Here is a 17,690-nt window from a genome sequence, read left to right as displayed (position 1 = left end):
TAAAATATTTTGTAAATTCCATCCGTTATAGACATAAAGAACAATCATGAAGAGGTTTTTAGTATTAGCCGTAATAGTACTGTTTACAGTTCAGTCTCAGAGCCAAACATTTATAAAAGAAAAAGGAACCGATTTACCGGTTTCTTTTGCTACCATTTCTTTTGGAAACGGAAACGGAATATTTGCCGACGATGAAGGGAAGTTTATCTTTACTAAAAAACTATATTCAGATATAGATTCTTTGTTCATTAGTTCTATTGGTTATAAAGAGTTAAGGGTAGCTACAGAAAACTTACCTAGTACACTTTTTTTAGAGCCTTCTCAAGAAGAGTTAGATGAGGTTATAGTTAATAGCAAACCTAAAGGCAAGTTTAAAATAGAAGAGTTAGAACCGAATTTACATGAAGATTATTTTAAGTGCTGGTTGCCATCTATAGAATCTGAAATAGCTGTATTCTTTCCAAGACATAAGAACAAACAAAATAAAGTAGAAAAAGTTTTGTTGCCCATAAAAGTAGAAGCAGCAGATTGGGATAAGCGAAAAAGAAAGAATGTTGTTAAAAGGCCATTTTCAACTCTGTTTAAAGTGAACTTTTATGAAAATATCGATGGTCTGCCAGGTGATGCTTTAACTTACGATAAAATTGTATTTAGAGTTACCGAAAAAAGTGAACCTGTATTTAAGCTTGATGTATCAGAAAACGACATATATATACCTAAAAACGGAATGTTTGTATCTATACAGGTTTTAGGGTATACAGATAAATTAGGTAAGTTGTTACCCAATAAGAAATATAGAGAGATTAAAACTAAAAAAGGAATTGTTAAGGTATCTACTACCTTTAGACCTTTATTACCATTTACAGATAAGGTTAAATCTCAAAAAACATATGTAAAAAGAGTTTTCTTAAATGGGAATAAATGGGTGAGTTTTGAAAAACAGAATATACAAACTCTATCTAAGCTTCTTAAAGAAGGCTTGAATAATTACGGTATGGGTTTAGAATTAAAAGTGTATCAAGAAGATTAGACTTTAGTTAAATAAGGCTTAAAAATTTCATAATCTTTAATATCGTCAAAAATATCAATATCATTAAGTGTCTCTAGTAAAGACACTTTTTTATGTTTAAGGTTTTCTAAGGTGTCTTTTCTTACCGTTTCAGTTCCCCATTCTTTATTTTCAAAAACAGATTGGTTGAGTTCTTTCATTCCTAAAAGATAATAACCACCATCTAAAGCTGGCCCAATAACTACATCATGGTTGTCTAATTGGTTAATTGCATCTTCAATGTGTTGAGGTGTTAAATCGTATAAATCGCTGCCAACAATTAATACTTTTTTATAACCGTTTTTAAAGGAGTCGGAAAATGCATTGCGCATACGAATACCTAAATCGCCTCCATGCTGTTGATGCTTTTGGTAAATAGCAGCATCCCAATAATCATTATCTCTAACTTTAACAGAATAATAAACGGCTTTATCGCAATCTAAACTCTTAGTAATATTTACAGTATGCTCTAATAACATTTTGTAGACCGTTAAGGCATTTTCGTTTCCAATAGTTTTGGCTAAACGAGTCTTGCATTTTCCTAATTCTGGGTTTCTTGTAAATATGAGTAATAAAGTATCGTTCATTTTGAATTGATTAGTGGGGAATAAGTTAGTTACCAAATCTGTTCATTTATTCCAATTAATTTTTTGAGTACTTGATTATAACGAAACATGATTCGGATTTTACTTTGACTTATGTTGGAAATATATTTATAGCTTATGTTGTAATTTTTAGAAATATTTTCTCTCTTTTTTATTGATTCGTCAGTTGGCCATCCAACTCCAATGCATAAAAGATGATAATTACCAGATTTAAAGTCTATTTGAGCTTGCTTTTCATTATACTTGGAAAAAAACTTAGTTTCGAGAACAGAATCTCTATAGATAGCTATTTTTTTGTCAGATATTCTAAGTTTTAAAGTATCACTAATGTCTTTTAAGTTAAGATTGAATTTTTTGCTAAAACGTTTTAATTGTTTATTTACAATTATTTGAATAGAATCGTTTTTAGAATGAGTAGTAAACTTAAAAACACCACTTGAGTTAGTTTTTAACTCTTTTATAGTGTTTTTTTCTATTAATTGAATGCTGCTTTTTCGGTTGTTAAGATTTCGAGAGTATTTATCATTTGGATTATTAGGGAAAATAATTTTAGTAGCATCAGATTTATAAAATTCAACTTTTCCAGTAATTACATTTTGAGAGTATGAAAGTAGTTGGAGGAGTAAAATACTAATTAATGCTAAAATGGCTTTCATTTAAGAGATGTGTTTTTTGTTTTAATCCAAACTGCCCATTCTTCATTATACGGGTGAACTTTTTTTATTAAGTTTCCTTCGTTGTCAATTACATCTTTTTCTTCATTAACCCATTTAAAAATACCTCCATATAAGTTGTATACTTTAAGATCTTTTCGGGCTAATTTCTTTCCAATAAAATCACTTCTGGCACCAATAGAACAATAAACAACAATAGGCTTGTCTTTAGATAATAACTTTAAGGTTTTTCTTAAGTTGAATTCTTTATCACCAATATATATAGCATCAGGCAAATGACTTACATTATATTCAATCTTCTCTCTAGTGTCTAAAATAATGTATTGTTGGTAGTGATTATTCAGTTCATCTGTAGAAATAAAAGGAATACTTGGTTTAAAAGTGTTCGCTACCATTTCATCAAAAGATGAGTTTTGACTCCAACTAATAGTAGATGCTAATAAAAAAAGAATAAATAGTTTTTTCAATGCTTTGTAAATTATGCCACAGTACCTTGGCAGCTACTACCAGCACCTGCAGTACAACCATAGCAATGTTGGCTAATAATAATATTTCTATCTTCTAAAATAGCTTCGTTATATTCAGAAATATGCTGAATTTTAGAAGCTACTTTTAAATCTAACATTTGATTAAAATCACAATCGTATAACCAACCATCCCAACTTACAGATATGGTGTTGGTACACATTACATTTGCTACAGCAGAAGGGTTAAAAGCTTCTACTAATGCGTACATATAATCTTCGTAGTTGTCTGAAGCGATTAAATATTCTAAATACCTACTAATTGGCAAATTGGTGATAGCAAATAAGTTGTGAAAATCAATGTCAAAATCTTCTTTTAAAGCCTTTTTAAAATCTGCCTCTAAAGCTTCTTGATTGGTAGGTAAAAATGCTCCTGAAGGGTTATATACCAAATCTAATCGTAACGAACTTCCAGGAACTCCATAACCTACAGCATTTAATTCTTGTAGTGCTTTTATAGACTTGTCAAAAACACCGTCTCCACGTTGTTTATCTGTTTTTCCTCTGGTATAGTGAGGCATAGAAGAAACAACATGTACATTGTGCTTTTTAAAGAATTCAGGTAAATCATAATATTTCTTGTTGGCTCTAATAATAGTTAGGTTAGAACGAACAATAAAATCTTTAATACCTACTTTAGAAGCTTCTTCAACAAACCACCTAAAGTTAGGGTTCATTTCAGGAGCTCCTCCTGTTAAGTCTAAAGTATGAGCGCCTGTCTTTTTTATGACCTCTAAACATTGTTTCATGGTTTCTTTGGTCATAATTTCTTTTCTGTCTGGACCAGCATCAACATGGCAATGTGAACACACTTGGTTACACATATAGCCTACATTTATCTGCAGAATCTCCAATTTTTTTGGTCGTAACGGAAACTGATTCGTTTCTTTTATTTTTTTAGCGAACGTTGGTAATTCGCCATTAGAAAAAATACCATTACTAAGTACTTCTAACTGTCTTTCAGGACTAGCTAAGTCGTCTTTTCTGGCTAAAAGTGATTTTGTAGACATATAATTTATTTGTTGTCAGGTCGAGCGAAGTCAAGACCTTAATTTATGATCGATTAGGTGCTTTTTATTGATGAAACCCAGATTTATGTTGAGATAAGCAATTTAATTTCTAACCTTTTTTAGGAAAGAACGGAAGGTCTACTTACATAGACAACTTATCGTGTTTGTTCATCATCTGAACACCGTGTACTAAAGTAGCACCACTTTTAATAGCTGCTCCTACATGTACAGCTTCCATCATTTCTTCTTTAGTTATTCCTCTTTGCAATCCATCTTTGGTATAAGCGTCAATGCAATATGGGCATTGTTCTGTATGAGCAACAGCCAACGCAATTAATGACTTTTCCCTGGCAGATAAAGCACCATCTTCAAATACTTTTCCATAGTATTCAAAAAATTTATTTCCTAGTTCTTCATTCCATTCTGTAATGTTTCCAAACTTTCTTAAGTCTGATGGGTCGTAATATGTTTTTGACATAAAATTGGTGTTTAGTAAGGTTATAAGTCGACTAAAAATTCATAGTCTTACATAATCAAGATGATAAATGTAATTAAAATAGCGTAATTTTGTCCCATGAGTCAGGATTATCGATTATCAAGTTGGTTGCCAACTACTAATAAGGAGGTGAAGATTAGAGGATGGGAAGAATTAGATGTAATTCTTTTTAGTGGGGATGCGTATGTAGATCATCCATCATTTGGACCTGCCGTAATAGGTAGGATTATTGAAAGTTGTGGATTGCGAATAGCGATTGTTCCGCAACCTAATGTGAATGATAATTTACAAGACTTTGTTAAGCTAGGTAAACCTAACTTGTTTTTTGCAGTTACTTCTGGAACCATGGATTCTATGGTTAGTAATTATACAGCTAGTAAAAAGAAACGAGATAAAGATGCTTATACTCCTAATGGAGACAAAGGGTTCAGACCAGATTATGCAACTACTGTTTATACCAAGATACTTAAAGAGAAATTTCCAGATGTTCCTGTTGTAATAGGAGGGATTGAAGCTTCTTTAAGAAGGGTGACTCATTATGATTATTGGAGTGACCAACTCATGCCTAATATATTAACTACTTCTGGTGCAGATATGTTAATTTACGGAATGGGAGAACAGCCTTTAAGAGAGTTAATAGCCTTACTAAAAAAAGGAGTTCCGTTTTCGTCTTTAAGAACTATTAAACAAACAGCATATTTACAAAGTAAAGAGGATAAGCTACAGAAGAATAAAAATTGGGAAGATGTAGAGATTGCTTCTCATACTAAATGCTTAAACGATAAAAAGACTTTTGCTGGTAACTTTAAGGTGATAGAGCAAGAGTCTAATAAAACCTTTGGAAGAAGAATTTTGCAAGAAGTAGAAAATGATTTATTGGTTATAAATCCTCCTTTTCCAACGATGACGGAAGAAGAGATTGATGCTTCTTTTGATTTACCATATACAAGATTACCACATCCAAAATATAACAAGAGAGGTCCTATTCCAGCTTTCGAAATGATCAAGTTTTCTATAAATATTCATAGAGGTTGTTTTGGAGGTTGTAGCTTTTGTACCATATCGGCACATCAAGGAAAATTTATTGCTAGTAGAAGCAAGGAGTCTATTTTAAAAGAAGTAGATACGGTGGCAAATATGCCAGACTTTAAAGGGTATTTTTCAGATATTGGAGGTCCTTCAGCTAACATGTATCAAATGAAAGGTAAAGTTCAAGAGATATGTGATAAGTGTGTAGCTCCATCTTGTATTAATCCGGTTATCTGTAGCAATTTAGATACTTCGCATAAACCACTAACAGAGATTTATCAGGCAGTAGATAGGCATCCTAAGGTTAAAAAATCGTTTATAGGAAGTGGTATTCGTTATGATATGTTAGTTCCTGAGTTTAATAAAAATGCTGATCCAAAGGAGTTAGAAGAATATACAGAAGAGGTAATTACTCACCATGTTTCAGGTAGGTTAAAAGTAGCACCAGAACATACATCTGATCCGGTTTTAAAATTAATGCGTAAACCTTCGTTTAGTAATTTTCATCAGTTTAAAAATATATTTGATAAAATAAATATTAGAAAAAAACTAAATCTTCAGTTAATACCTTATTTCATATCAAGTCATCCAGCTAGTGAGTTAGAAGATATGGCAAATTTAGCGGCAGAAACTAAAGATATGGGGTTTAAGTTAGAACAAGTACAAGGTTTTACTCCAACTCCTATGACTGTTGCTACCGTAATTTATTATAGTGGTTATCACCCCTATACTTTAAAAGAAATGAAAACTCCTAAATCTAAAAAGGATAAAGAAGACCAACACAGGTTTTTCTTTTGGTATAAAAAGGAAAATCAACCATGGATTAAAAAGGTGCTAAAAAGCGTAGGTAGAGAGGATTTAATTGAAAGATTAATCCCAAAAGAGGAAGAAGTAAGAAGGCCAAAAAGACAAAAGTTTACAGATAAAAAAGGGAAGCAAAAAGAGTTTGTAAGTGTCTTAAAAAAAGAAAAAACTTCCTTTAAAAAGAGGGGAAAACGAAATAAAAGGTAGAAAAAGCTTTCATAAATTATAAAATTTAATTGATTTTTTTGAAAACTGAATAGCGTATCTTATTGCTATTCAGTTTTTTATGTTTCTTTATTTAAAAAAGTAAGAATTTACTTTAAAAAAAAGTAAGTATTTCTTGTTTTGTAAGATTTACCGTTTTAAGTTTGCTTTAAATAATTAAAGAATCAATGCAAATCGAAACTGAACAAAAAATAAAATCTTTTTCTAAGGAATGGTGGGAGTATTTCATAGACTATACGGGTAATATGACTGTTCCGAGTGTAGTAAAAAATACTTTTAATAACGATGTAGGAATTTTGAGGGAGAGTATTTTTGAAATGTTGCAGAATTTGAAAAAAGATAAAAGTTTAATTCCTTGGCGAGTTTGGGTAGAAGGAGAATTAGATAAAGGGTTAAAGGATAGAATTATAAAGGATCCTGTTAAGAGTGAAGATGATTTTTTAGATTGGGAGAAAAGACATTTTGGAAATAAAAAATATGGAATCATATTGAATACCGGTCAGCGTTACAGTGAGAAAGGGAGAGATGTTATTTCTGAATATTTTAAACCATTTTTAAAAGATAACACTCCGTTTGGAGGAATTAATTTTTCAATTTTTATTGGAAATTATGGCTGGACTCCAATAGGTATTCATGAGGATCATACAGGTTCTTTTGTGATGCACTTTCACTTAGGTCCAGGAAGTAAGACCATGTACATGTGGGATCGAGCAAATTACAAAGAAAGTTTAGAAGGAGGAGAGAATAATGATAATCCTGAAAAATACTTGCCTTTTGCAGATTACAAGTGTGATTTTACTGAAGGAGATGTGTTTTTTATGCCATGGAATTATTATCACATAGGAAGGTCTGATCAAACTTCATTGGGTTTAACGGTTTGGTTTAACTATACAACAGTAGATGGTTTATTAAATGGAGTGTGGGAGAGTGGATTGAAAGAGGTAAACGGAGAAAATTTAAATGATGAACTCTTAGTTTCTAATGTCAAGGATGTTGGGAGTATAGATGATATAGATATTACATTGTCTAAACTCGATGAAGATAAACTCGATGAAACATTAAAAGAGTTTATTTATCAAGAGTTAGATGATTACTCAGGAGCATTAAAGAGTAGTGATTGGTATGATAGCGGAGATATTAAGGATGCAAATCATGCTATAGAGATAAATGAAGATATGTATTTGCGTATCAATAAGTCTAGTATTCATTATAGGCAAGATGGAGATTCTATAAAATTATTTCACAGAGGCGATAAAGTCTCATTTCATAATCATGATGACATAATAAAATTAGTTAGCGAGCTTAACAATGGAAAGGAAGTACAAGTTAAAAAATTACTTTCTGGACTTTTTCAAGATTGGCCAGATGGGATTGGTGTAAGATTGTTAGAAATTTTATTAGAGAATAGTTTTTTACAAATTATAAATGTATAAGAAATGATGGAAACGGAGTTAATATGCAAAGTTCATAAGGGGTTTACAAGTTTATGGTGGGATGAATTTGTTAGTAATACAGGTAATTTAGAGGAACATTATGTTGTAGAAAGTGGTTTGTCTGAAAAAGAAATTGAAAATCTGAATGTAGTTATTGAAGATGTTTTAAAAAAAGCGATAAAAGATAAAAAAAATCAAGATTATCTTGGTGTTTGGAAGAATGGAAAGCAAGAAGCAAGACAAATAGAGTTTTTAAGTGACAACCCAATTGGTCAACAAGAAGGAGTAAAAGAATGGAAAGAAAGGGTGTTAAAAAATGATAAGTTAGGTTTAATTCTTAATAACGCTGAAAGTCATTCAGACGAACTGTCGAATATCATAATGAAGTACATGTCTCCATATATCGAAAAGTATGGGTTTCCAGTTAATGGTATTAATACAACAATAGTTGCAGGAGATAATGAATGGGATTCTTTAGGTATTCATAAAAGTAGCAAGGGGACTTATTCATTACAGATAAACTTAAGTGATTTTGTAAAAGAAGCATATGTGTGGACTGATGAGAAGATAAAAGAACTAGGTTTTAATGGAGAGGTTATTTCTGAAAACTTTAAGGAATTTATAAAAAACTATTCTGACAAGTATTCATTTAGTAAAGGAGAAATTTATTCTATGTCGGGTAATTATGCTCATACAGAAAAAAATAATGGATTTTCTGTAGGGCTTATAATAGACATTAATAGATTAACAGAAAAAGAGCTAATAAATAACCTATGGTTTAAACTTGGAAATGAATTGTTTAGTAAAAACTTTACAGGCGATAAAGCAACAATATTACCATCTTATCAAGAAGAAAACCATTCAGAGTACATAAAAAAACTTTTAAAAGGTATAAGGTATCGAAATATAGATACAAACCAGTCAATTCAAGACGCATTGAGAATATGCTTTCTAGAGCATAAATTATCATTAGCAAGTAATCAAGGACTTCAAACACCACCTGTCGTAAATACTAATACGTCTTATCAAGAATTTAAGAAAGCACTAGTAAATAAATCAATAGTGGCGGCAAATAATTGTAAGATATTGTGTTATGAAGAAAAAGAGCACCTTTATTTATTCATCCGTGGAAGAAAGTTTAAAATGATGCAAAGCGAAGGGGTTATATCAATTATAAAAACTTTAAATGAAGGAGAATGTTTAAGTTATTCAACACTTAAAGAGAATTTTTTTAACGGATGGGGGGATGAACCTGTTCTTATGTTTTTACACTTGTTGTTTAAGAACAAGGGTGTGAAACTTCAACTTAGTAAATAGCTATTTTATATAAATTAATTATTAAACTTTAAAAATCAAAATTATGAGTAAGAGAAATTTAGACAAATTCTTAGGAGCAAAAACTAAATCACCATTAAACACTGACAAAATTTACGGAGGTTCTGCTGCAACTGTAACAGTAGTAAGAGTTGTACGTGTTGTACGTGTTGTACGTGTTGTACGTGTTGTTGTTCGTTAATCTAAATATTGAGATTACTACAAAGGGCTCTCTTCATTTTTTGAAGAGAGTTCCTTTTTGTTTAAGGGTATAAACTATCATCAAGATTAGTTTAGTATAATAAGCTATTTTATCCCAAAAAGAGATTGATTGTTAAAAATTGAAATAGTTTAAATTTTTAATAGAATTAAACTGCCTACTAAATAAATGAAGTATACTTACTTATTGTTATTACTTGCAACCTTAACTTACTCGCAAGAACTAAAAATATACGAAACGCAAAGAATCGATTCAAGTTTAAAAATCGATGCAACAATAGAAGACGAGTGGAAAAATAAGAAGGTAAGCTTTATACAAACTGCACCCAATAATGGGGAATTGTCTGAAAATGAAACTGCTGTTGGAATTTTATATGATAATGAGTATTTATATGTTTCTGCAAAGTTATATGTAAAAAATGGTGATGATATTAATAAAATTATAACATTTAGGGATGACCTAGGAAATAGTGATTATTTTGGAATTACACTAGATCCGTTCGGGAAAGCTTCAGAAGGATATAGTTTTATTGTTACACCAGCGGGAGTACAATATGATAGTAAATATGGTACCGGAGGTAGTGAATTTCCTGAATGGAATGGGGTATGGGAAAGTAAAGTGAAGGTTTTAGAGAATTATTGGGTTGTAGAGTTGAAAATACCTTTTAATTTTTTGCGATTTGATAAGAATAATTTACTAGACTTTAAATTTAACATGGTTCGTTTTACTAGTAAAACAAACGAACAATCATGGTGGAATCATATCAATCCAGAAAAGAATGGATTTTTAAATCAATTCGGAAAATTAAGTGGAATAGAAAACATTTCTCCTCCAATGAATTTGTCATTTTATCCATTCACAAGTATACTATATAAAGACAATAAAATAACGAATACAGATGATTTTGATTTTTTAGCTGGATTAGACGTAAAATATGTATATAAGAATTCATACACATTAGATGTTTCTATAATTCCAGACTTTAGTCAAACAACATTTGATAATGAGGTGCTCAACCTGTCTGCCTTTGAAGTTAAATTTGATGAGAATAGACAGTTTTTTACAGAAGGAACAGATTTATTTAATAAAAGTGATTTTTTCTATACTAGGAGAATAGGAGGAACACCTTATTTATCACCTCCTAATAGGTTAGACGATAACCTTAAAGAAAATCCGAATTCTACTCAAATACTTAATTTAATTAAAGTAACTGGCAGAACAAAGAAAGGTTTTGGTATTGGAGTATTAAACGGGTTAGTTAACACAGAATATGCTAAATATGAGTCTGGAGCAAAAGAATTAATTAATCCATTATCTAATTATAACTCGGTTGTTCTTGACCAAACATTGAAGAATAATTCATTTTTATATTTTGCTAATAGCTCAGTAATAAGGAATGGAAGTTATACAGATTTTAACTTAACAGAAGTTAAGTTTCAAGGATATGATAAAGCTCAGAACTACTCTCTTTCATTATCGAGCTCGCTTTCACAGCATTATGCAGATAAAGTACAACTAGGCCATTTTTATAAAGCTGCAATAGAAAAAGTGGGTGGTAATTTTAGAGGAGGAATGGTGCATGAGTTTTACGATGATAAGTTTAATCCTAATGATTTTGGTTTTTTATCTAGAAACAATCTATCATCTTTTTTAGGTTATTTATCATATACTAAATATAAACCATTTTGGTTGCTTAACGGAATGAGTTTAAGTTTTTCTGCTAATCAAAATTATTACCAATCATTGTGGAAAAGAGAAATGACCAAGTTTCAAATTAATTCTAGGTTAACATTTAAAAATAATGATATTTTGAGTTTAGGAAGCTATCTAACATCTAAAGGTAGAGACTTTTTTGAACCTAGAGTAGAAAACAGATTTGCCTTAATCTCTCCATATATAAGACCATATCTTGAGTATGTGTCAGATATCAATGACAGATTTAATTATCAAGTTTACTTTTTTTACAAAAAATATTTCGACAACCCTTTTAATTACGAAATAGAGTCAGGTTATAATTTAAATAAATCCATTGGAGATAATTTGAGGTTTACTTTTGGTCAAGATTTTAGCTATCTTCCCTCAAATTTTGGGGTTTTATATGTTGATGGTTCTCAGTTAGATGCAGATAATAATATATATTATTCTGAACGCAATGTTTATAACTTAACAACAAGTTTAAAAGGAAGTTATTTATTAAGTAATAAAATGGGGCTTTCTTTAAATTTAAGGCACTTATGGGCTCAAGTAGAAGATTTAAATCCTTATTACATAGATGGTTCAGGGAAGCTTCATGAAAGTGATTTATCAATTGATTTTACTAGTAGTCAATTAAATTATAATTTATTTAATTTTGATTTGCTGTATAAGTGGCAGTTTGCACCTGGAAGTGAATTATCTATAAATTGGCAAAAGGTTTTAAATGTAAGTAATGAGAAATTAGAAAATAATTTATTTAATAATCTGTCTAACACTTTTAAAAGTAGAGGTGTTAACACTTTCTCTTTTAAATTGGTTTATTATCTAGATTTTAATGTAATAAAAAGACATGTTTTATAAAATGTTCCCATCATATATACAATCTGAAGCGAAAGATTGTGGTCCATCTTGTTTAAAAATTGTAGCTAAGCATTATGGTAAAAATTGCGATATAGAGTATGTTAGAACGATTAGCGAGACAACTCGAGGTGGAACCTCATTAACAAGCTTAATAAAAGCAGCAGAATCTTTAGGGTTTGATGCTGTTGGAGTAAAAGAAAACTTTAATACTTTAAAAGAAGAAATACCATTACCTGCGTTGGCTCATTGGAATCAAGAGCATTTTGTAGTTATATATAAAATTACAGATAAGTATGTTTATATATCTGATCCAGAATTAGGAAGGGTTAAATATAAAATTCAAACCTTTTTAGAGCATTGGTTAGATGAAGAAAGCTTAAAAGGAGATCAAGAAGGAATACTTCTTTTGTTGTGTCCAGGAGAAAATTTTGATGAATTAAAAGAAGAAGGAGATTTTGGAAAACAAACAAAAGATTTCTTGAAGTTACATTTGTTTAAATATAAAAGATCCTTTGTAAAAATATTAGGCTTAGTTTTATTAATAAGTGTTTTAGAATTAGCCTTCCCATATATAACTCAACAAATAATAGATAAAGGGGTACAAACTAAAGATGTGCCTTTTATTTATTTAGCAGCAGTAGCTTATATAGTTGCGTTTATAGGATATAAGACGGCTAATATTGTTCGAAATTGGATTATCATTAAGTTAAGTATGAAATTCAACATTAGCTTAATTTCAGATTTTATAAAGAAACTAACCATATTGCCAATTTCTTACTACGACTCTAAATTATCAGGAGATATATTTCAAAGAATAAGTGATCATGATAATCTAGAGAAATTTTTTACGTCAAATTCTGTTGTAGCTCTATTTTCAATATTAAATATATTAATTTTTAGTGGTTTGTTTTTATGGTATGATATTGATGTATTTTTAATTTTTGCTGTAGGAACAATTGTTCATGTGTCTTGGGTGTTGCTCTTTTTTAACAAAAGAAAAGTGTTAGATTTTAAGTATTTTTCAATAAAAACAAAAGAGAATAATAAGATTATAGAACTAATAAATGGAATGCAAGATATTAAGTTGAATGCATACGATGAGGTTAAGAAAAATGAATGGAAAAAAATAAGGGAACAGCTGTATAAAAGAGATATGGAAAGTATGAAGGTAGAACAGTTTCAGTTAGATGGAGCGTCTTTTATAAATGAGATTAAAAATATTTCAATAATTATACTGTCTTCTATTTTAGTAGTAAATAATAACATGACTTTTGGTACATTATTAGCGGTATCTTATGTTATAGGTCATTTGAGCTCTCCAATCGAAAAAATAGTACTATTTCTTAACAATATACAAGATGTGAAATTGGGATTAAGGAGAATAATGGAAATTCATAATAAAAAGAATGAAGGAGACGATATGATGTTTAAAAAAGAATTTTCGATTGGAGATATAGTATTAGAAAATATAGATTATAGATATACAGGAACTTCTAAAAACGTATTAAATAATATCTCGTTTACAATACCTAAAAATAAAACAACAGCAATTGTAGGGCCTAGTGGTAGTGGTAAAAGTACAATATTAAAATTGTTGCTTAAATTTTATGACTATAACTCTGGAGTTATTAGAGTAGGAGATTCATTAATTCAAGATTTTGACTTTGAAGCTTGGAGAAATAAATGTGGGGTTGTTATGCAAGAAGGATTCATTTTTAATGATTCTATAGAAAATAATATTGTAATTGCACAAGAAAGAGATCAGGAACGGTTAGAAGAAGCTTGTAGAATGTCTAATATAAAAAGCTTTATAGAAGAACTACCACTAAATTACGCAACAAAAATAGGAGAAGATGGTCTAGATCTTAGTACAGGCCAAAAGCAAAGAATATTAATGGCTAGAGCTATTTATAAAAATCCAGAATTTTTATTATTTGATGAAGCTACTTCAGCTCTTGATGCAAAAAATGAAAAACAAATATCTAAAAACTTAGAAAGTTTTTTTAAAGATAGAACGGTATTATTAATTGCTCATAGGTTGAGTACAGTTAAAAATGCAGATCAAATTATTGTTCTATCAGAAAGTGGAACCATAGTCGAAATAGGAAACCATACCGAATTACTCCAAAATAGAGGCTATTATCATAATTTAGTAAAGAATCAGTTAGAAATGAATTAAATTTTAAGTTAATTTATCTCTGAAGAACTTTTAAATTAAAAGAAACTATTGCTAGACTTATTTATTATTTAAATAGGTTGTTTGTAATTAATCTTTCTTGGATAAAAAAATCAGAATTACCTATAAATTCCGTAATTTCGCGTACTTATAAATTTTGATATAAAATGAGTACGAAGTTTACTGAATACAAAGGGCTTAACTTGCCAAATGTTGCTGAAGAAATCCTTAGTTATTGGAAAGATAACAACATTTTTGAAAAAAGTATAACTAGCCGTGATGATAATAAACCATTTATCTTTTTTGAAGGGCCACCTTCAGCAAATGGTTTGCCAGGAATTCACCACGCTATGGGACGTACCATTAAAGATATTTTTTGCCGTTACAAAACTTTAAAAGGATACCAGGTAAAACGTAAAGCAGGTTGGGATACTCATGGTTTGCCAGTTGAGTTAGGTGTAGAGAAAGAACTTGGTATAACTAAAGAGGATATTGGAACTAAAATATCTGTAGAAGAATATAATATTGCTTGTAAAAAAGCGGTAATGAAATATACAGATATCTGGAATAACCTTACAGAAAAAATGGGTTATTGGGTAGATATGGATAATCCGTATGTTACCTATAAACCAAAATATATGGAGTCTGTTTGGTGGTTATTAAAGCAGATTTACAACAAAGACTTAATGTACAAAGGTTATACAATTCAACCTTATTCGCCTAAAGCTGGAACAGGATTAAGTTCTCACGAGGTAAATCAACCAGGAGCATATCAAGATGTAACAGATACTACTGTTGTTGCTCAGTTTAAAACAGTGACTAGTAGCTTGCCAAGTTTTTTACAAGATAAAGGAGAAATTCACTTTTTAGCGTGGACGACTACTCCTTGGACACTTCCAAGTAACACAGCTTTAACAGTTGGGCCAAAGATTGATTATGTATTAGTAAAAACATTTAATCAATATACCTTTGAACCAATTCAAGTAATATTAGCAAAACCTTTAGTTGGAAAGCAATTTGCAGGAAAGAAATTTAATCAAGTTGAAAATCAAGCAGACTTATCTAACTATAAAGCTGGAGATAAACAAGTGCCATATTGTGTGGTTCAAGAATTTAAAGGATCTGACTTGGTAGGTATTCAGTACGAGCAATTATTGCCTTATTGTTTGCCATATGAAACTCCAGAAAAAGCTTTTAGAGTAATTCCAGGAGATTTTGTTACAACAGAAGATGGAACAGGTATTGTTCATACAGCGCCTACATTTGGTGCAGACGATGCTTTAGTTGCGAAAGACGCGGGAGTTCCACCAATGTTGGTAAAAGATGAGAATGACAATTTAGTACCATTAGTAGATTTACAAGGTAGGTTTCGCCCAGAAATGGGGGAGTTTGCTGGTATGTATGTAAAGAATGAATACTACACAGAAGGAGAAGCTCCAGAAAAATCTGTAGATGTACAAATAGCTATTAAGTTAAAAACAGAAAATAAAGCCTTTAAGGTTGAAAAATATGTGCATAGTTATCCGCATTGTTGGAGAACCGATAAACCAATTTTATATTACCCATTAGATTCTTGGTTTATTAAAGTAACAGACGTTAAAGAAAGAATGCATGCTTTAAACGAAGAGATTAATTGGAAACCAGAAGCAACCGGTACAGGTAGGTTTGGTAACTGGTTAAAGAATGCAAATGATTGGAATTTATCTCGTTCTCGTTATTGGGGAATTCCATTGCCTGTTTGGAGAACAGAAGATGGAAAAGAAGCCAAAATAATGGGTTCTATAGAAGAGCTGAAATCTGAAATGAAAAAATCAGTTGCAGCAGGATTGATGACAGAAGATGTATTTGCAGATTTTGTTGTAGGTGATATGTCTGATACTAACTACGATAAAGTAGACTTGCATAAAAATGTAGTAGATAAAATTGTATTGGTTTCAGATTCTGGTCAACCAATGAAACGTGAATCAGATTTAATAGATGTTTGGTTTGATTCTGGTTCTATGCCATATGCACAATGGCACTACCCGTTTGAGAATAAAGAAATGGTAGAAAACAGCTGGAAAACAGCTGATTTCATTGCAGAAGGGGTAGACCAAACAAGAGGTTGGTTCTATACCTTACATGCAATTGCTACTATGGTTTTTGATGATAAAGCCTATAAAAATGTAGTATCTAACGGATTGGTGTTAGATAAAAACGGACAAAAAATGTCTAAGCGTTTAGGTAATGGAGTAGATCCGTTTACCACATTAGAAAAATATGGTCCAGATGCTACCCGTTGGTATATGATATCTAACGCAAACCCTTGGGATAACCTAAAGTTTGATTTAGATGGAATTACAGAGGTGAGTAGAAAATTCTTTGGTACATTATATAATACGTACTCATTCTTTAGTTTATATGCGAACTTAGATAATTTTACTTATTCTGAAGCTGAGGTAACTTATAATGAAAAGCCAGAAATTGATCGTTGGATATTATCAGAATTAAATAGTTTAATAGAAAACGTAGATAAGTTCTACGCAGCATATGAGCCAACAAAAGCAACTAGAGCAATTTCAGATTTTGTTCAGGAGCACTTAAGTAATTGGTTTGTTCGTTTAAGTAGAAGAAGATACTGGAAAGGTGAGTATGGAACCGATAAGATTTCTGCATATCAAACTTTATATACTTGTTTAGAGACTATCGCTAAGTTGGGAGCTCCAGTAGCACCATTCTTTATGGATAGATTGTATAAAGATTTAACTAAAGTAACAGGTAAAGCAGAAGCCGAAAGTGTGCACTTGGCAACTTTTCCAGTAGCTAATAAAGAATTGATAGATTCGGTTTTAGAAAGTAAAATGGAAAAAGCTCAAACAATATCTTCATTAGTATTGTCGTTAAGAGCTAAAGAGAAGATAAATGTTCGAAAGCCGTTACAAAGAATTATGATTCCAGTTTTAAATGAAGAGGATAAAAAAGCTATTGAAGCAGTTTCTGGATTGATTAAATCTGAAGTAAATGTAAAAGAGATTGAATTATTAGATGATGCTTCCGGAATCTTAGTTAAACAAATAAAGCCAAATTTTAAAGCTTTAGGTCCACGTTTTGGTAAGGATATGAAAGCTGTTTCAGGTGCTATTATGCAGTTTAATCAAGATAATATCGCAGAAATTGAGCAAAACGGCGAAATTTCACTTGATATTAACGGAAAAAATATTAAATTGAGCCTAGAAGATGTGGAGATTTCTTCCCAGGACATTGAAGGTTGGCTAGTAGCAAATGCTAACGGTTTAACTGTAGCGTTAGATGTTACTATTTCTGATGAACTGCGCAAAGAGGGGATAGCGAGGGAACTAGTAAATAGAATTCAGAACCTACGTAAAGATTCTGGTTTTGAAGTAACCGATAAAATTAAGGTAACACTTCAGAAAGACGGAATTGTAGAAAATGCTATAAATGGCTTGTTAGAAGATTATATCAAAACGGAAACTCTAACCGAAAATATTAATCTAACAACTACTGTAAATAATGGTATAGATATTGCTTTTGATGATGTTGAAACCAAATTATTTATAGAAAAAATTTAAAACAAAT

The 17,690-nt window shown here is 30.7% G+C and carries 13 protein-coding genes; 8 read left to right on the top strand and 5 right to left on the bottom strand.

Translation table 11 applies throughout. The annotated features are described in order from the left end of the window. Positions 1 to 46: 46 nt before the first annotated feature. Complete coding sequence (locus tag ACFQ1O_RS06965) at positions 47 to 1,030, top strand: hypothetical protein (RefSeq protein WP_377714744.1); 984 nt, start codon at positions 47 to 49, stop codon at positions 1,028 to 1,030. Here the strand turns inward: ACFQ1O_RS06965 and ACFQ1O_RS06960 are convergent. From ACFQ1O_RS06960 to ACFQ1O_RS06940, 5 genes are all read right to left on the bottom strand, one after another. Then, positions 1,027 to 1,635 (bottom strand): TIGR04282 family arsenosugar biosynthesis glycosyltransferase, encoded by a 609-nt coding sequence (locus ACFQ1O_RS06960; protein ID WP_377714742.1) that lies wholly within the window; start codon positions 1,633 to 1,635, stop codon positions 1,027 to 1,029. The two genes, ACFQ1O_RS06965 and ACFQ1O_RS06960, sit on opposite strands and share 4 nt — an antisense overlap. A 29-nt stretch (positions 1,636 to 1,664) precedes the next feature. Next, positions 1,665 to 2,309, bottom strand: a complete 645-nt coding sequence (locus ACFQ1O_RS06955) for a hypothetical protein (RefSeq protein WP_377714740.1) — start codon at positions 2,307 to 2,309, stop codon at positions 1,665 to 1,667. Further along, entirely contained in the window at positions 2,306 to 2,794 is a 489-nt protein-coding gene (locus ACFQ1O_RS06950; protein ID WP_377714738.1) for a rhodanese-like domain-containing protein, read from the bottom strand. The genes ACFQ1O_RS06955 and ACFQ1O_RS06950 overlap by 4 nt, the downstream gene beginning before the upstream one ends. Before the next feature lie 11 nt (positions 2,795 to 2,805). After that, the gene (gene arsS / locus ACFQ1O_RS06945) at positions 2,806 to 3,861 is read right to left on the bottom strand and encodes an arsenosugar biosynthesis radical SAM (seleno)protein ArsS (RefSeq protein WP_377714736.1); all 1,056 of its coding nucleotides are present in this window, start codon (positions 3,859 to 3,861) and stop codon (positions 2,806 to 2,808) included. A 142-nt stretch (positions 3,862 to 4,003) separates the two neighbouring features. After that, on the bottom strand, positions 4,004 to 4,339 hold the full coding sequence (locus ACFQ1O_RS06940) for an arsenosugar biosynthesis-associated peroxidase-like protein (RefSeq protein ID WP_377714734.1): 336 nt from the start codon (positions 4,337 to 4,339) through the stop codon (positions 4,004 to 4,006). Positions 4,340 to 4,435: 96 nt separating this feature from the next. Here ACFQ1O_RS06940 and ACFQ1O_RS06935 point away from each other — a divergent pair, with 96 nt between their 5' ends. The 7 genes from ACFQ1O_RS06935 to ileS all read left to right on the top strand — a co-directional run bounded on the left by ACFQ1O_RS06935 (position 4,436) and on the right by ileS (position 17,683). Continuing rightward, positions 4,436 to 6,397, top strand: coding sequence for a YgiQ family radical SAM protein (locus ACFQ1O_RS06935; protein ID WP_377714732.1), 1,962 nt, complete (start codon positions 4,436 to 4,438; stop codon positions 6,395 to 6,397). 185 nt (positions 6,398 to 6,582) lie between these two features. Further along, positions 6,583 to 7,848, top strand: a complete 1,266-nt coding sequence (locus ACFQ1O_RS06930; protein ID WP_377714730.1) for a hypothetical protein — start codon at positions 6,583 to 6,585, stop codon at positions 7,846 to 7,848. Between the two features lie 3 nt (positions 7,849 to 7,851). Beyond that, on the top strand, positions 7,852 to 9,165 hold the full coding sequence (locus ACFQ1O_RS06925) for a hypothetical protein (protein WP_377714728.1): 1,314 nt from the start codon (positions 7,852 to 7,854) through the stop codon (positions 9,163 to 9,165). Positions 9,166 to 9,208: 43 nt separating this feature from the next. Next, positions 9,209 to 9,364 carry a hypothetical protein gene (locus ACFQ1O_RS06920; protein WP_377714726.1) on the top strand — a complete coding sequence of 52 codons (156 nt, stop codon included), beginning with the start codon at positions 9,209 to 9,211 and terminating at the stop codon, positions 9,362 to 9,364. Between the two features lie 186 nt (positions 9,365 to 9,550). Further along, complete coding sequence (locus ACFQ1O_RS06915) at positions 9,551 to 11,938, top strand: DUF5916 domain-containing protein (RefSeq protein WP_377714724.1); 2,388 nt, start codon at positions 9,551 to 9,553, stop codon at positions 11,936 to 11,938. Position 11,939: 1 nt separating this feature from the next. Then, positions 11,940 to 14,117 carry a peptidase domain-containing ABC transporter gene (locus tag ACFQ1O_RS06910; RefSeq protein ID WP_377714723.1) on the top strand — a complete coding sequence of 726 codons (2,178 nt, stop codon included), beginning with the start codon at positions 11,940 to 11,942 and terminating at the stop codon, positions 14,115 to 14,117. Positions 14,118 to 14,281: 164 nt separating this feature from the next. Beyond that, positions 14,282 to 17,683 carry an isoleucine--tRNA ligase gene (gene ileS, locus ACFQ1O_RS06905; protein ID WP_377714721.1) on the top strand — a complete coding sequence of 1,134 codons (3,402 nt, stop codon included), beginning with the start codon at positions 14,282 to 14,284 and terminating at the stop codon, positions 17,681 to 17,683. The last annotated feature ends 7 nt before the right edge of the window (positions 17,684 to 17,690 follow it).

This window comes from Pseudofulvibacter geojedonensis (assembly GCF_042675745.1).
In the GTDB taxonomy this organism is placed as follows: domain Bacteria; phylum Bacteroidota; class Bacteroidia; order Flavobacteriales; family Flavobacteriaceae; genus Pseudofulvibacter; species Pseudofulvibacter geojedonensis.
This window is presented reverse-complemented; position numbering and strand designations above follow the sequence as displayed.

Bases quoted from the DNA above. Each gene is read 5' to 3' on its own strand.
- ACFQ1O_RS06925 (WP_377714728.1), top strand. From the start codon at position 7,852: ATGATGGAAACGGAGTTAATATGCAAAGTTCATAAGGGGTTTACAAGT.
- ACFQ1O_RS06960 (WP_377714742.1), bottom strand. From the start codon at position 1,635: ATGAACGATACTTTATTACTCATATTTACAAGAAACCCAGAATTAGGA.
- ACFQ1O_RS06955 (WP_377714740.1), bottom strand. From the start codon at position 2,309: ATGAAAGCCATTTTAGCATTAATTAGTATTTTACTCCTCCAACTACTT.
- ACFQ1O_RS06930 (WP_377714730.1), top strand. From the start codon at position 6,583: ATGCAAATCGAAACTGAACAAAAAATAAAATCTTTTTCTAAGGAATGG.
- arsS (WP_377714736.1), bottom strand. From the start codon at position 3,861: ATGTCTACAAAATCACTTTTAGCCAGAAAAGACGACTTAGCTAGTCCT.
- ACFQ1O_RS06940 (WP_377714734.1), bottom strand. From the start codon at position 4,339: ATGTCAAAAACATATTACGACCCATCAGACTTAAGAAAGTTTGGAAAC.
- ileS (WP_377714721.1), top strand. From the start codon at position 14,282: ATGAGTACGAAGTTTACTGAATACAAAGGGCTTAACTTGCCAAATGTT.
- ACFQ1O_RS06935 (WP_377714732.1), top strand. From the start codon at position 4,436: ATGAGTCAGGATTATCGATTATCAAGTTGGTTGCCAACTACTAATAAG.
- ACFQ1O_RS06920 (WP_377714726.1), top strand. From the start codon at position 9,209: ATGAGTAAGAGAAATTTAGACAAATTCTTAGGAGCAAAAACTAAATCA.
- ACFQ1O_RS06915 (WP_377714724.1), top strand. From the start codon at position 9,551: ATGAAGTATACTTACTTATTGTTATTACTTGCAACCTTAACTTACTCG.
- ACFQ1O_RS06965 (WP_377714744.1), top strand. From the start codon at position 47: ATGAAGAGGTTTTTAGTATTAGCCGTAATAGTACTGTTTACAGTTCAG.
- ACFQ1O_RS06910 (WP_377714723.1), top strand. From the start codon at position 11,940: ATGTTCCCATCATATATACAATCTGAAGCGAAAGATTGTGGTCCATCT.